Origin of the sequence: Metabacillus sp. YM-086 (genome assembly GCF_048059995.1) — a bacterium.
GTDB classification, from domain to species: domain Bacteria; phylum Bacillota; class Bacilli; order Bacillales; family Bacillaceae; genus Metabacillus; species Metabacillus litoralis_B.
Genome location: NZ_JBLUOI010000024.1, coordinates 50,810 through 65,972 on the forward strand (window position 1 = coordinate 50,810; position 15,163 = coordinate 65,972).

Consider the following 15,163-nt stretch of genomic DNA (forward strand, 5'->3'; position numbering starts at 1 on the left):
AGATGATAAACGAACAATTAATCGTTGTCATCTTTTTTATTTATGTTATAATCAAACTATAATGAACTTAAACAAACAATAAAGAACATATTGATACAAGAGGAGGTATGAAAATGGGTTCGCTTTTTTCACTGGAAGGAAAGGTTGCTCTATTAACAGGAGCAAGTCGAGGACTAGGACAGGGAATGGCAGTTGGTTTAGCAGAAGCAGGAGCAACTGTTATTGGAGCCGGTATGAGTGATATGTCCGAAACAAAAGAAAAAATTGAAGCGGTTGGTGGCGTATTTCATGGATTGAAAATTGATTTATCAGTAGATCATGCAGCTGAACAATTAGTTTCAGAGGCCCTTAAATTAACAAACAAGATTGATATTTTAGTTAACAATGCAGGAATTATTAGAAGATCTGAAGCTGAAAATTTTTCCGATGATGATTGGTATGAAGTAATTAAAGTTAATCAACATTCTGTTTTTCAATTATGTAGAGAAGTTGGTAAACATATGCTTGAAAACGGTTCAGGTAAAATTGTGAATGTTGCCTCAATGCTTTCGTTTCAAGGTGGGTTAAGAGTACCAGCATATACAGCGAGTAAACATGCTGTTGCAGGATTAACAAAATCTCTTGCGAATGAATGGTCTAGTAGAGGTGTGAATGTAAACGCTATCGCACCGGGGTATATGGAAACAGATAACACAGCACAGCTACGTGCAAACAAAGATCGAAATGAGTATATTACATCTAGAATTCCACAAGGTCGCTGGGGAACACCTGAAGACCTAAAGGGTGCTGTCATCTTTTTAGCATCAGATGCTTCAAGTTATGTGAACGGTCATATTTTATGTGTTGATGGTGGATGGATGAGTTCATAAACACTTATTGTTTTTATATTTTTAAGAAAAAAGCGAATTCGAAAGGGGAAATTTTTAATGGAAATCAGACACGCTACAAATCCAACAGACTTTAAAACATATACAACAGAAAGATTAAGAAATGATTTTTTAATTGATTCACTTTTTGTTCAAGGTGAAATTAATATGACATACTCTCACTATGATCGTGTTGTCACAGGTGGGGCAATCCCAACTAATCAATCTCTTAAGTTAGAGGATCAAGAAACATTAAAAACTGAATATTTCTTAGAAAGACGTGAAGTTGGTATTATTAATATTGGTGCTGAAGGTACTGTTTTAGTTGATGGGCAAGCTTATACATTAAATAAAAGAGACTGCTTATATGTTGGTATGGGAAACAAGGAAGTATTATTTGAAAGCAGCAATGCTTCTGATCCTGCAAAATTTTACATTGTTTCTACTACAGCACATAAACAATATCCAACAAAGAAGGCACCAATCGAAGATGCAGAGCCAACTCATTTAGGATCTGATAGTGAATCAAATAAACGTACAATTTACAAATATATTCATGCAGATGGTATTCAAAGCTGTCAACTAATGATGGGAATGACGTTATTAGAGCCAAATAACATGTGGAATACAATGCCGGCACATTTACATGACCGTCGTATGGAAGTTTACCTCTACTTTGATATGGATGAAAATTCAAGGGTTTTCCACTTCATGGGTGAGCCTAAAGAAACTCGTCATCTATTAGTGAAAAATGAACAAGCGGTCCTATCTCCACCATGGTCCATTCATTCCGGTGTTGGAACAAGCAATTACACATTCATCTGGGCAATGGCGGGAGAAAATTATACGTTCACAGACATGGATGCTGTGAAAATGGAAGATTTAAAGTAAATAAACCATTTAAATGCAAGCAAACAAACAAGAAAAATAGTGCATGACTCTTTTTGAGGAGATGCACTATTTTTTATTGTTAGGAAATTATCACTGCATTAATTGTGGACAATGCTTCGACAGCCAGCTTCAGCGCCTAGCCCCCTCGAGGTCATAAGGCGATTTAGAATATAAGGCAAAGAACGCCTTCTATTCTAAATCACCTTATGCTTGTCGGGGCTGTACGAGGCGCTTACGCTTTTGGTATGAAAAAGTAAAAAAATTATAAAAAGTAGTAAAAAATATGCTACTTAGCTTAAAACATTCACTCTATTATTAAACGTAATACTTCGAGATGAAATGGAGGAAACTTTGTGGAATCGTCTAGCTGGATGGGAGGCTTGTTACGAGTTTGTGACTGGATTAGTAAGTTAGCTTATCTGAATTTATTATGGTTGGGTTTTACAGTAGTGGGATTTGGTGTTTTAGGTTTTGCGCCTGCAACGGTGGCTATGTTCACAATTTTACGTAAGTGGATCATGGGGGAAAGTAGTTTCGCAATCTTTCCTTTATTTTTGTCAGTTTACAAAAGTGAATTTAAGAAGGCGAATATATTATGGAGTTGCCTTTTAGTTTCAGTCTTATTTATGTATGTTGACTGGGTTTTAATCCACTCAATGCAAGGAATTTTACATTACATGCTTTTAACTTTCTTTGTTATAGCTTTCATTTTCATACTAATGATCACCATGTATATATTTCCAGTTTATGTTCATTTCGAAGGATCGGTCCTACACTACTTTAAATCTGCTATTCTTCTAGGTGCTTCGTTTCCAGGTCGTACTTTTTTAATGATGCTATCAGTAGGAACTGGGAGTTTAGTTAGTATCCTTTTTCCTGGTGTTGGTCTATTGTTTTGTGGAAGTGGAATTAGCTTTGCATTAATGTATTTCTCTTTTTCAATTTTTAAAACGAACCTAGCAAAGACTAAATAGTTTAAGTGAGAAAGTCAAAATTATTATAACTTTCATCAAAATACTGTTAAGTAATTGAAATTTTTCTTTTTATAATAAAGGTATATTACAAAAGAGAGGTGATACCCGATGAGTCCAAAAACAGAAGTAACAACATCCTCAAATGTTTCGGTAAGGAAGAAAAGAGGATCCGTTAAAAGAACAGAAAGCTTAGCAGGGTTTTTATTTGTATCACCAATGCTGATCGGTGTTTCAATTTTAGTCCTACTGCCAATTTTTGCAACGTTTATTCTTAGTTTTGCAGATTGGAAGTTTATTCAAAGTATTGATCAGTTAAAGTGGATAGGCTTTGATAACTTTAAAGATTTGATGGACGATAAGGTGTTTTTAAAGTCTCTATTAAATAATGCACTCTTTATTTTTACAGTCCCTATTTGTATGGCGGTCTCCTTATTGTTAGCTGTGGTTATTGATAAAAGCGTTTACATGAAAAGTTATTTTAAGGTAGCATTTTTCATGCCATATATTTCAAGTGTAGTAGCAATTGCGGTTGTCTGGCAGGTTTTATTCCACCCTTCTGCAGGACCGATTAACCAAACATTGATGGCTTTAGGAATTGCCGATCCACCAAAGTGGATTGCTGATCCGAATTTTGCCTTAATTTCTGTTATGCTAATTCAAATCTGGATATCGATTGGGTTTAACTTGATTATCTATATTGCAGGCTTACAATCGATTCCACAAGAGCTATATGAGGCAGCTGATATGGATGGAGCAAATTCTTGGGTGAAATTTCGCCATATTACGTTCCCAATGGTATCTCCAACGTCCTTTTTCTTGCTAATTACAGGAATTATTTCGACGTTCAAAGTATTTGACCTAATCGCTGTATTAACAAAAGGTGGTCCTCTACATTCAACAAGTATGCTTGTATGGCACTTATATGATACAGCTTTTGTGAACCTAGATATAGGTTACTCCTCTGCAATCGCAGTGATCTTATTCTTGATTGTTTTCTTAATTACAATCTTCCAATGGATTGGTCAGAAAAAATGGGTTAATTATTAAAGGGGGGATAATATGACAAGCCGTTTAAATGTTCAAAAAGTAATCATTACAATAATCATATTTATCGTTAGTATCATGTTTTTACTGCCGTTTGTTTGGATGCTTTCAACCTCATTTAAAATAGAAGCAGATGTATTTAAGTTTCCGATTCAATGGATACCAGAAAGATGGAATGGGTTTAATAACTACCAACAAGTATGGTTTGGAGAATTTCCGTTTTACCTATATTACTGGAACTCTATTAAAGTAGCTGTTCTGACGACAGTTGTATCATGTACGGTTTCAGCTTTAGCAGCTTATGGATTTTCTAAAGTAGATTTTCCTGCTGGGAAATGGTTGTTTCTGATTGTACTAGCGACTTACATGGTTCCACCACAAGCAAGCTTGGTGCCACAATTCATTCTATATCGAAATATAGGATTGTTTGATAGCCATTTAGGTCTTATATTGTTGGGAAGCTTTAGTGTTCTAGGAACGTTTATGCTACGTCAATTTTTTATGGGAATTCATAATGAATATATAGATGCTGCGAAAATAGATGGTGCAGGTCATTGGCGAATTTTCTGGTCTATTGCTCTACCAATTGTCCGTCCCGCCGTTGCTACTTATGCCATCTTGAGATTCATATGGACCTGGAATGACTATCAAAACCCATTAATTTTCTTACGTACAGACGCCCTATATACGATTCAATTAGCTATGCAAAAGTTTACGACAATTAATGGAGAATTTTATTCCCTGATCATGGCCGCGGCTGTATCGGCGATTCTACCATTATTAATCGTATTTATTATTGGTCAAAAGCAAGTAATTGAAGGCATTGCTCTAGGTGGGGTAAAAGGATAATCGAATAAAAGTCAAATAATTCTTAATAGAGGTAAAATAATTTACATTTGATGATCAATGGCCTTTGCTATAATTCGTGTTGTAAGGGCTTTCCTAATAAAATGAAAGCGATTTAATAATGAACAAGGGGGATGTAACATGAAGAAAAAGTTTTGGTCTACAGTATTTGCATCTACAATGCTTGTTGGTGCCTTAGCAGGTTGTTCTGGTGGAGGGGGAGAAAGTGCTTCTGGATCGGAAGATGAAAAAGATACAAATGCAACCGAAGAAGCAGTTACAATCAAATTTCATACTCACGGTAATGAAGCTAGCTACAATTGGGAAAAAACAATTACTGCTTTTGAAGAGGAATATCCTAATATTGACGTTGATTTAGTTATTCTTAGTGAAAAGGGAGATACGCAAGAAGCAACGCAAAAGCTTGATTTAGCTGCTGCATCTGGTGAACAGCTGGATGTTCTTATGTTTAGTGATCCAGCAAGCTATGCTCAACGAGTTGCTTTAGGAATGGTAGCACCGATCGATGAGTTTATTGAAGAAGACGGATATACATTAAGTGAAGAATATAAAGTTGACACCAAAATTGACGATAGCTACTATGCTTTACCAGGTAAATTTAATCCATGGTATGTTCTTATGAATAAAAATCATTTAGATGAAGCAGGTTTAGAAGTACCAACTGATTGGACTTGGGATGAATATATGGAATATGCGAAAAAGCTAACAACTGATGATCATTACGGCACATATTTCCATGGTCCACAGGGTGGTGGCTGGATGGAATTTATGAAACTAGCTCTTGCTAGTGAAGAAGATAATACAGAGTTCGTTAAAGCTGACGGAACATCAAACTTTGACAGTCCTCTATTCAAGAAAACATTAGAAATGCGTGCTCAAATGGAATTAGAAGACAAGTCATCAGTTCCTTATACAGATATTATCTCTCAAAAGCTTCATTATCGTAATCAGTTCTTTGGTCAAGATGCAAGCACGATTTTAATTGGAAGCTGGATGAATACAGAGCTTGGTGGAACAGATCAATTCCCACTTGATTTTAATGTAGCAGTAGCACCTTATCCGAAAAACGAAGCAGGAGATGAGGGTGGCTATACACCTGTTACAACTGACTTTATGTCTGTTGCTGCAAACTCAGAGCATAAAAAAGAAGCATACACATTTATTCGTTGGTACACAACGGAAGGACAACTTGTACAAGGGAAAAATGTCCCATCATGGAACGGTGTAAGCGATGATGAGTTAGGTTCTATTATAGATGGCATTTTGGCTGGTACAGCAACACCAGAAAAGGTAGACCGTGATTCACTTGTTAATGTACTGAAAAACGCTAAATCATCTAAAATCATTCCACCTGTAGCTTATCAAGCAGAGCTTTATAAGGTGGTTAATGAAGAATATGAAAAACTAATTCTAGGTGAACAAGATATTGATGCTACATTAAAAGCAACACAAGAACGTGCACAAGAAATAATCGACAATAATCAATAGTCGTTTGATAAAATAATAAACAGGGGCGTAAAAAACCGTTTCCGCCCTCAAACTTTTTCTTAACTGAGGAGGATTGGTTATGTGGAATCGGATACAGCAAAAGCTGACGCCCCATTCTTTTCGTTATAAAGTCATTTTAACTTCCATTATTTGCATCGTGATTCCTGCTATTATAACGTTGTTTATCTACAGTTATTTAACAAAAGATGCCATGAAGGAGCAAGCATTATCAAATGCAAATAGAGAACTTATCTTAGCAAGTGAATATGTAACAAAATTACTTGATGATATGCTGTATGTTGCTAATTTTGTTCAAATAGATTCAGAGATTAATACCATATTAAAAAAGCATGCTAAAGAAGATAAAAACCAAGTTGTACAACAAAATGAATACTACGAAAACTATATGGAATACAGCAAAGTGGCAAAAACAATTGAAAACATTACTTTGCTTGGTGAGAAGTCATATGTAACAATTCTTCTGAAAAACGGAAAACATTACACCAATTACTCTTTGAGTGAATATAATCCTGAACAGCTCTTCCAAGAACCATGGTTCAAAGAACTAGATGGAGTTTTTGGTTATGAAGCGGTGTGGATCGGTAGTCAGCCAACAGTGTTTCAATCTGAACAAAAATCTAGCCCATATCAAATTTCTGTCGCAAGAACGCTAAGAGATTCGAATCTGAAAATATACGGATACGTTATTGTGACAATCATGGAAAACAAAGTAAAACAAGCATTTGAAAGCATGCCTGGTAAAGAAGAAATGATGTTAGTTGATTCTTCTAATAAAATATTATCACATGCTAATAATGAAAAAATCGGAACATCGTTTCCTTATCTAGAGCAAGTGAAAAAGAAAGATTTCTCAAATATAATGACGATTTCAAATCAAGATTACCTCTATGCAGACCACAAGATTTCTTATACCGGATGGAAATTAGTATCAATAAATCCATATAAGCAAGCAATTTTTAAAATTAACTCCATTTTTAACAAAGTATTTTTAACTCAATTGATCTCATTTATTATCTTTTTTCTTCTATTAACTTATGTTATTCAAACCATTACAAAACCACTTGTTCACTTAGGAGATGTCGCATCATCTGTACAAAGTGGGAATTTAAACGTTCGTTCACATATTCATAGCAAAGACGAAATAGGGAGATTATCAATTTCGTTTGATTCCATGCTAGATAAAATCAATGAAATGATTCGAGAAATTACTGAAACCCAAGTAAGAAAACGAAGAGCAGAATTTGCTATGCTACAGGCTCAAATTAATCCACATTTTCTATTTAATGTCTTAAATTCTATTCGGATGAAAGTTATGAAAAAAGGAGATTATGAAAGTGCGGAAATGATTAGCTCTTTATCTAAGCTACTGCGAATGACCATTGATAAAGATAAAGGGATGATTTCGTTTAAAGAAGAGGTAGACATTGTAAAAGATTATGTCACTTTAATGAATATGCGCCAAAAAGAAGCGTTGAATTTTGAAATTAGTGTTTCAGCAGCTGCTTATTTGGAAGCGATACCAAGATTTATCCTACAGCCTATTATTGAAAACTCCATTATTCATGGACTAAATCAGAGTGCAGGAGAAATCTTGTTAAACGCTTATGTGAAAGGAAATGATTTTTATATTACGATTGAGGACAATGGTGAAGGGATGGATGAAGATTCATTAAAAAACCTTCGTAATAAGCTTCGTTTAGATTCAAATTCAATAGCGGGTCAAAACAAGAGTGGCTTCTCAAGTCTTGGAATCTCAAATGTGTTTGAACGGATGCGAATGACATTCGGTGATTCTTTTAGTATGGAAATAGATAGTGAGAAGGAAAAGGGAACAAAGGTAGTGATGTCCGTTTCTAGAGGGGGGAGAAGATAGTGTATAAAGTAATGCTAGTAGATGATGATTATCCTGTTTTGGAGCTATTATCTGAAATAATCGATTGGGAACAGTTAGGGTTAACACTTCAAAGTACTCATGAAAATGGAGCGAATGCACTGAATTCTGCCTTAAATGAAATGCCAGATATCCTAATCACCGATATTGGGATGCCCAAAATGAATGGAATAGAGCTAACACAAAAATTAAAGGAACTAAATCCAAATTTAAAAGTGTGTATGTTAACTTGTCACAATGAGTTTGAATACGCGCATAAAGCATTAAAGCTAAATGTTCAGGATTATCTTCTAAAAGATACACTTAATCCAAAAGATTTGGATGTTTTATTAGACAATATAAGAAAAAATCTTGATGAAGAAAATAGTAAAAAATTAAAGGAATCACAATTAGAAAATATAGTAGAAAGAAATCGTGAGTCTATGAAGCGTGAGTTTCTTCGAAAAGCTATTTATCAACAAATTTATAGCCATAGTGATTGGTATAATGAAGCATTTTCTCTTGGATTAAATTTAAAAAGCTCAACTTATATTCCTGTACTATGTTTTGTTCAAGAATATCAAGCGGCTAAAAAGTCTTTTCAGTCAGAAGATACATTAGTGTTTTCTCTACAAAATGTTATAGGTGAGGTACTAAATAATGATGGTATTGAAGCTGTTCATTTTACATTAGGAAGCAAAGAATCGTTTCTGTTTTTCTCCTATCATTCAACCTTAAAAGCAGACAGTTATGGCAAAGCGTATGAATGTATAAGAAAGATTCAAAGTCATGTATCAAAAACATTAAATATTTCTCTTTCATTTTTAATTGGTGAACTAATAGATGATCAAGCATCCTTTCAAATAAAGAGTAAAAGTTTACTAGAGAGTACACAGCAACGTTTTTATATGGAGAAAGCTTCAGTTGAAAAAAAACGTCATGAAGCAGTCTCAAGAGAAAGCTTATTTGAATGGTATGATGAAGCATCTTTTGAAATAAGACAGCTAATTATCGCGAAAGATGCTTCAAAAATAAATCCAGTCGTTTCAAAATGGATGATGGTTTTTAAAGAAAAGCAATATTCGGCAGAATTTGTGAAGGACTGGGTGCTAAAGCTCCTATTAGATCTGAAAGTAAAATTGAAGGCTCTGCAGTTTTTTGGAACAAAATCTTCAGATGAAGTGCTACATGAAGAAATTCTAAGTATTGACTCATTAGCTGATTTAAGAGTTTGGCTTATTAAGTATTTTGAAATGCTTCTCTCAGCTGTTAATGATGTTAGTACACAATCAAGACGTAAAGAAGTAATTGAGGCGTGTAAATATGTAGAAGTTCATTTAGAGAAGAAGATAACACTTGATGAAGTTGCGAATGTTTTGTATTTAAATCCGAGTTATTTTAGTAGACTTTTCAAAAAAGAAGTTGGAGAGACATTCGTAGAGTACGTAACAAAGGCAAAGATGACAAGGGCAAAGGAATTACTCGAGCAAACAACTGATTCAGTCGGCAAAATTTGCGAAAGGCTTGGGTATGATAACCAAAGTTATTTTATCAAGGTATTCAAAAACTATGTAGGAATTACGCCTATAGAGTTTAGAGGAGAGAGAAAACAGGCGAACTAAACTGAGAAAGGAAGATTTGATGGTTAGTAATCAAACATGGGTAAACGAAGCATGGGAAAAGACTACTATAAAACTTAAGAGAACAAGTGAGAAAATTGGAGCGAATTTTCCACATGCAAGTGTAGATGGGTCTTATCAATTAGAAGCACCTTCTTGGTGGACAGCAGGATTTTGGCCAGGACTTCAATGGCTACTGTATCGTGAAACGAAGGAGAACTCTTTTAAGGAAATAGCTGAACAATGTGAAGAGAAACTTGATAGCGTTATTACGGACTACTATAAGCTGGATCATGATATGGGATTTATGTGGACGTTAACAAGTGTGGCAAGATATAAGCTTCTAGGTGAAGAAGACTCTAAAAGACGTGCTCTTTTGGTGGCGAATTTATTAATGGGAAGGTTTAACTCTGAGGGAAATTATATTCGTGCCTGGAATCCCTGGCATGAAGGAGAAGACAACTCAGGCTGGGCGATTATTGATTGTTTAATGAATCTTTCTCTATTATTTTGGGCTTCAGAAGTTACGGGAGATCCACGTTATAAGCATGTTGCAAAAAAGCATGGAGAAACAGTGCTGGAACACTTTATTCGAAAAGATGGTTCTGTTCACCATATTGTTCGGTTTGATCCGGTTACGGGTGAGCGAGTCGAAGCAATTGGTGGTCAAGGTTTTTCACCAGATTCAGCATGGTCCAGAGGAACTTCGTGGGCTGTTTATGGGTTAACGCTATTGTATAAACACACACAAGAAGAGCAATATCTTCAAGCTGCTAAAAATGTATCACACTTTTTTATTGCCAATCTACCGGATGATTCTGTACCATATTGGGATTTTAGATTACCAGATCACATCACAAAGCACCGTGATTCATCAGCAGGAGCAATTGCTGCTTGTGGATTACTTCTTTTAGGCAGTTTAGTCGAGCCTTCTGAACAAAGAATGTATAAAGAAGCAGGCACAAAAATTTTAAAATCTCTTTATGAGAATTATGGAGCTTGGGAAGATCTGAATGAAGACGGATTAATTCTTGAAGGAACAAGTCATTATCCTGAAGGGAAAAACATAGACGTTCCACTAATTTATGGGGATTACTATTTTGTTGAAGGTCTGGCTATGTTAAAGGGACATAAACAGTTATTTTGGTCTGTCGATAAATAAAATCGGGAGGGAGTAAGTGATCATATGCTTACAAAAAAACGATCATTAATGAGCAATCCTCTTAAAACGAAGCAAGATGTTGAAGATGCATTTAGAGAATTGTGTGATCCATTAAAGCAATATTATAGTAAAGGATTTGCTCGAATACATTTAGGTCATACAAGTGCTGCTTATTCTGATTCTATTGCAGGCCTTGAAGGCTTCTCACGGATATTATGGGGATTAGCTCCTTTGCTTGCGGGAGAAGATTATAATGAAAATGAGTTATTGGAGATGCATTTGGAAGGCATTAAGAATGGCACAAACCCTCTGCATGACGAATATTGGGGTGAAATAACAGACTATGATCAAAGAATAGTAGAGATGGCTGCCTTTGGTCTAGCACTGATTTTAATACCTGAAAAAATATGGGATCCACTTAGTGAGGAAGAAAAGGGGAATTTTAGTCGTTGGTTAAATCAAGTTAATCACTGTCAAGCACATGATTGCAATTGGCTTTTCTTTTCGGTCATTGTTAATTTAGGTTTTCAGAATGTTGGACTGCCGTATCATTCAAAAAAGGTAGAGGAAAATCTAGATAGAATTGAAACATTTTACTTATCAAATGGCTGGTACTCAGATGGCACCGATGGTCATGTTGATTATTATGTTCCTTTTGCTATCCAATTTTATAGTCTAATCTATGCGAAGGTTATGGAAGATAAAGATCCGATTCGTTCACAAAAATATAAGGAACGAGCAGAAGTATTTGCTAAAGAATTTATCACTTGGTTTTCTTCAGAGGGTTCCTCTCTTCCTTATGGCAGAAGTTTAACATACAGATTTGCTCAATCATCGTTTTGGAGTGCTGCAGTTTATGCAGGGATTGAGCCTTTTTCATTAGGTGTGATGAAGGGGATTCTTCTGAGAAATCTAAGATGGTGGTTTCAGCAGCCGATCTTTAACGATTCGGGTGTGCTTACAATTGGTTATTCGTATCCGAATCTAGTGATGGCTGAAAATTATAATTCACCAGGCTCTCCGTATTGGGCATTAAAATCATTCTTGCCTTTAGCCCTACACAAGGAACATCCCTTTTGGAAAGTAGAAGAAGAACCCTTACCGGAAGTGGGTAAGAAGGTTGTTCAAAAAGAACCACATATGATTATTTGTAGAAATGAAATGAATGATCATGTTTTAGCATTTAATTCTGGTCATCTTTCAACAAATGAACATACACATACTACAGCAAAATATGAAAAGTTTGTTTATTCAACCTCTTTTGGGTTTAGTGTACCACGAGCAGAATGGGGACTTTCCCAAGGGGCCTTTGACTCTATGCTTGCCTTAAGTGAAGGAGATAATCTTTACCGTGTAAAAAGACATTGTGAAAACTATAGGGTGGAAGACGACTATATTTATAGTAAGTGGAAGCCTTGGAATGATGTAGAGGTGGAGACGTGGCTTGTCCCGGGAACTCCTTGGCATATACGAATACATCAAATCAAAACGAATAGATTACTAGATACCGCAGATGGTGGCTTTGCTTTGGGAATCGAAGATAAAAAAGTAATTTCAGAATTAGTCACAAATCAAGCTGATGAAGCATGTATTGCTTCAATGACTTGGGGAGCTAGCGGAATTATGAGTCTTCTTGGAGGAGGAAATGCTGAATTTATTTACCCTAACTCCAACACGAATATTCTTCATTCACGTACGGTTATACCAACGATTAAAACGCGAATCCATCCAGGTACTAGTATTTTAGTCAGTGCGGTATTTGGTGAAACAGAAGAGAGTTATTACACAAAGTGGGAAGAAGCGCCTATTGTAGAGATGGATTCTAACCGAATAACGATAAAAGCTTTAAATAAAAAAGCTCTTGAAATCAACATTTAGTGGGGTGGCTACTAATTTGACATTAACAGCGGAGCAGTTAAATAGTTTTATAGATCATAATAAAACTTTACTTTTGTTTTCGTCAAAAGAGGAACAGCATCAATGGTTTCATTCTATAAAGAGCAAACAGTCATTCCAGTCCTTACTTGATGAGATAAAAGCTGAAGCTGATAAGCTATGTAAAGAGCCAATTACAGAGTTGTCATTTTTTGACTTTACCCTTTTTAGGGAAACAGGTTCAAGACTAGAGTACGAAAAACACTACTTTACTAAAAGAAAAAGATTAAATACGTTTGCTATTATGTGCCTTCTTGAACCTGATCAACCAATCTATTTAAAAGAACTTCATGAGGTGATTTGGAGTATCTGTAATGAATATAGTTGGTGTTTGCCAGCGCATTTAAAAGATAGACCTGAGATGTTAGAGGAAAGTGATTTCTTAACATTAGCTGAACAGCCTCACTATACGATTGATTTGTTTTCTGCTGAAACAGCTTTTGCTCTTAGTGAAATTTATCGGTTAACAGAGGATGTGCTTGATCCGCTTATCAAAAAAAGAATAGTACAGGAACTACACAAAAGGATTTTTATCCCTTTTCAACATCAGTCTTATTTTTGGGAAACATCCACACATAACTGGGCTTCAGTTTGTGCTTGTTCAATTGGTGCAGCTGGATTACATCTGTTGAATGATGAGCCGCTTTTAGTGGGAATTTTAAAGCGTGTACTGAATGCCCTTCAATATTATTTAAAAGGGTTTAATGATGATGGTGGCTGTTTAGAAGGGTACGGTTATTGGCAATACGGGTTTGGTTTTTATGTTTATTTTGCAGATTTACTAAAAGTAAAAACAGCAGGAAACGTAGATTTGTTTGATCAGAAAAAAGTCCATAAAATGGCTCTCTTTCAACAAAAATGTTTTATACATAAAAAGAAAGTAGTGAACTTTTCTGATTCAACAGAGGAAGCGACTGTTTTCCTTGGACTTAGCCATTATTTAAGTCGCATGTATCCAGAAATAGAAGTGCCTAAAAACGAGCTTCGAGCTTCATATAGTGAAGATCATTGCAGCAGATGGGCACCAGCTATTCGCAATTTACTTTGGTTTGATGAAACTAAGAGAGGGCAAGAGTGGCGAGAAACAACCTATTATTTAAACGATTCTCAGTGGTTTATTTCAAGAAATAATGGCTATGCTTTTGCCTCTAAAGGTGGTCACAATAACGAACCTCATAATCATAATGATATCGGTCACTTTATTCTACAAGCTAATGGTGAAACCTTTCTTAAAGATTTAGGAAGTGGTATGTATTGTGAAGCCTATTTTAGTGATAAGAGATATGAGTTTTTATGTAACGGTTCACAGGGACATTCGGTACCAATTATTAATAATCAATTGCAAAAAGATGGCCCAAGCTATTGTGCGAGAATAATAGATCAGCTCCAGCAGGATGAAGAAGATATGTTAGAAATGGACTTGGCAAAAGCATATGAAGTTTCGGTGTTAAACAGTTTGGTAAGAAGATTTGTTTGGAAGAAAGTAAATAAACCTATGTTAGTATTAACAGACACTTATAATTTCTCTTCAACTCCGGACTCAATCGTAGAACGATTCATCACTCCCGTTTTATCATTATCTTATGAATCTGATGGAATTGTATTAACTGGTGACCAAAGTATTAAAATTTCATATGATTCTAGTCTACTTGACTTGACGGTGAATGAAAAAGATTTTCTTAATCATTTTGGTGAAAAGGAAAGGTTTTGTCAGTTGGATTTTTCTGTGAAGGAACTGAGTCAATTGTGTCGAGTGGAGTTTGAGTTTTCCTTTTTATAATGAAGAAGCAGCACTAGGAACCGTCCCTCAAAGGTTGGTTCCTATCTTCAAAACTACTCTTTCTACTATATGATTTTATTTCATCTAGGGAATTCGTATACCTACTATATAATAGAAGTTAGCTAAAAACACTTCTTCTTTTTTACTATACATGTCTGTAGTCTTCATCTTTCTTGATATAATTTACCTACAATAACTAATCGTTATTAGTGGGTATAAATACCAATTTATAATTTATACAATTTGTTGACTTTACTAACCCCTGATGATAAGATGTTCCTTGTCCCTTCGTAGAAGGATACTGTTAGGTTATTTTTATATGAGATATGTTGGATAGAATGACCTAAAAAACATTTTAGAGACATTATTGACTTCTGTGAAGTTAAGTGATAAGATGTATTTTGTCGCTAGGAAATGTTAGTGACTTTTATTATCTCTAAAAATTATTCAGAGAAGTTGACAACGGAGAAGTTATTTGATACAATGATTTCTGTTGCTGGTTTCTTTGAAACCTAGCTTGATAGTTCTTTGAAAACTAAACAAAACAGAAACGTCAACGTTTTAAAGAATTAATTATGAGCTTTATCAACTCTTTATTGGAGAGTTTGATCCTGGCTCAGGACGAACGCTGGCGGCGTGCCTAATA

The 15,163-nt window shown here is 35.2% G+C and carries 11 protein-coding genes; all 11 read left to right on the forward strand.

Annotated features, from left to right (window positions below; genetic code table 11):
• The first annotated feature begins 113 nt into the window (after positions 1–113).
• The 11 genes from kduD (at position 114) to ACEWK1_RS12310 (ending at position 14,517) form a co-directional block, all read left to right on the forward strand.
• Positions 114–869 (forward strand): 2-dehydro-3-deoxy-D-gluconate 5-dehydrogenase KduD, encoded by a 756-nt coding sequence (gene kduD, locus ACEWK1_RS12260; protein WP_121660771.1) that lies wholly within the window; start codon positions 114–116, stop codon positions 867–869.
• 57 nt (positions 870–926) lie between these two features.
• Entirely contained in the window at positions 927–1,757 is an 831-nt protein-coding gene (gene kduI, locus ACEWK1_RS12265; protein ID WP_212136551.1) for a 5-dehydro-4-deoxy-D-glucuronate isomerase, read from the forward strand.
• Between the two features lie 353 nt (positions 1,758–2,110).
• On the forward strand, positions 2,111–2,731 hold the full coding sequence (locus ACEWK1_RS12270) for a YesL family protein (protein WP_212136553.1): 621 nt from the start codon (positions 2,111–2,113) through the stop codon (positions 2,729–2,731).
• Between the two features lie 108 nt (positions 2,732–2,839).
• Positions 2,840–3,778 carry a carbohydrate ABC transporter permease gene (locus tag ACEWK1_RS12275; RefSeq protein WP_121660774.1) on the forward strand — a complete coding sequence of 313 codons (939 nt, stop codon included), beginning with the start codon at positions 2,840–2,842 and terminating at the stop codon, positions 3,776–3,778.
• Between the two features lie 12 nt (positions 3,779–3,790).
• On the forward strand, positions 3,791–4,624 hold the full coding sequence (locus tag ACEWK1_RS12280) for a carbohydrate ABC transporter permease (protein WP_212136555.1): 834 nt from the start codon (positions 3,791–3,793) through the stop codon (positions 4,622–4,624).
• Positions 4,625–4,762: 138 nt separating this feature from the next.
• On the forward strand, positions 4,763–6,130 hold the full coding sequence (locus ACEWK1_RS12285; protein WP_212136557.1) for an extracellular solute-binding protein: 1,368 nt from the start codon (positions 4,763–4,765) through the stop codon (positions 6,128–6,130).
• A gap of 79 nt (positions 6,131–6,209) precedes the next feature.
• A complete protein-coding gene (locus tag ACEWK1_RS12290) occupies positions 6,210–8,024 on the forward strand; it encodes a sensor histidine kinase (protein WP_212136559.1) in 1,815 nt (604 codons plus the stop codon).
• Entirely contained in the window at positions 8,024–9,643 is a 1,620-nt protein-coding gene (locus ACEWK1_RS12295; RefSeq protein ID WP_212136561.1) for a response regulator transcription factor, read from the forward strand. The genes ACEWK1_RS12290 and ACEWK1_RS12295 overlap by 1 nt, the downstream gene beginning before the upstream one ends.
• Positions 9,644–9,662: 19 nt before the next feature.
• Positions 9,663–10,802 (forward strand): glycoside hydrolase family 88 protein, encoded by a 1,140-nt coding sequence (locus ACEWK1_RS12300; protein ID WP_212136563.1) that lies wholly within the window; start codon positions 9,663–9,665, stop codon positions 10,800–10,802.
• A gap of 24 nt (positions 10,803–10,826) precedes the next feature.
• Positions 10,827–12,680, forward strand: coding sequence for a DUF2264 domain-containing protein (locus ACEWK1_RS12305; protein WP_212136565.1), 1,854 nt, complete (start codon positions 10,827–10,829; stop codon positions 12,678–12,680).
• A 16-nt stretch (positions 12,681–12,696) separates the two neighbouring features.
• Complete coding sequence (locus ACEWK1_RS12310) at positions 12,697–14,517, forward strand: heparinase II/III family protein (protein WP_212136566.1); 1,821 nt, start codon at positions 12,697–12,699, stop codon at positions 14,515–14,517.
• The last annotated feature ends 646 nt before the right edge of the window (positions 14,518–15,163 follow it).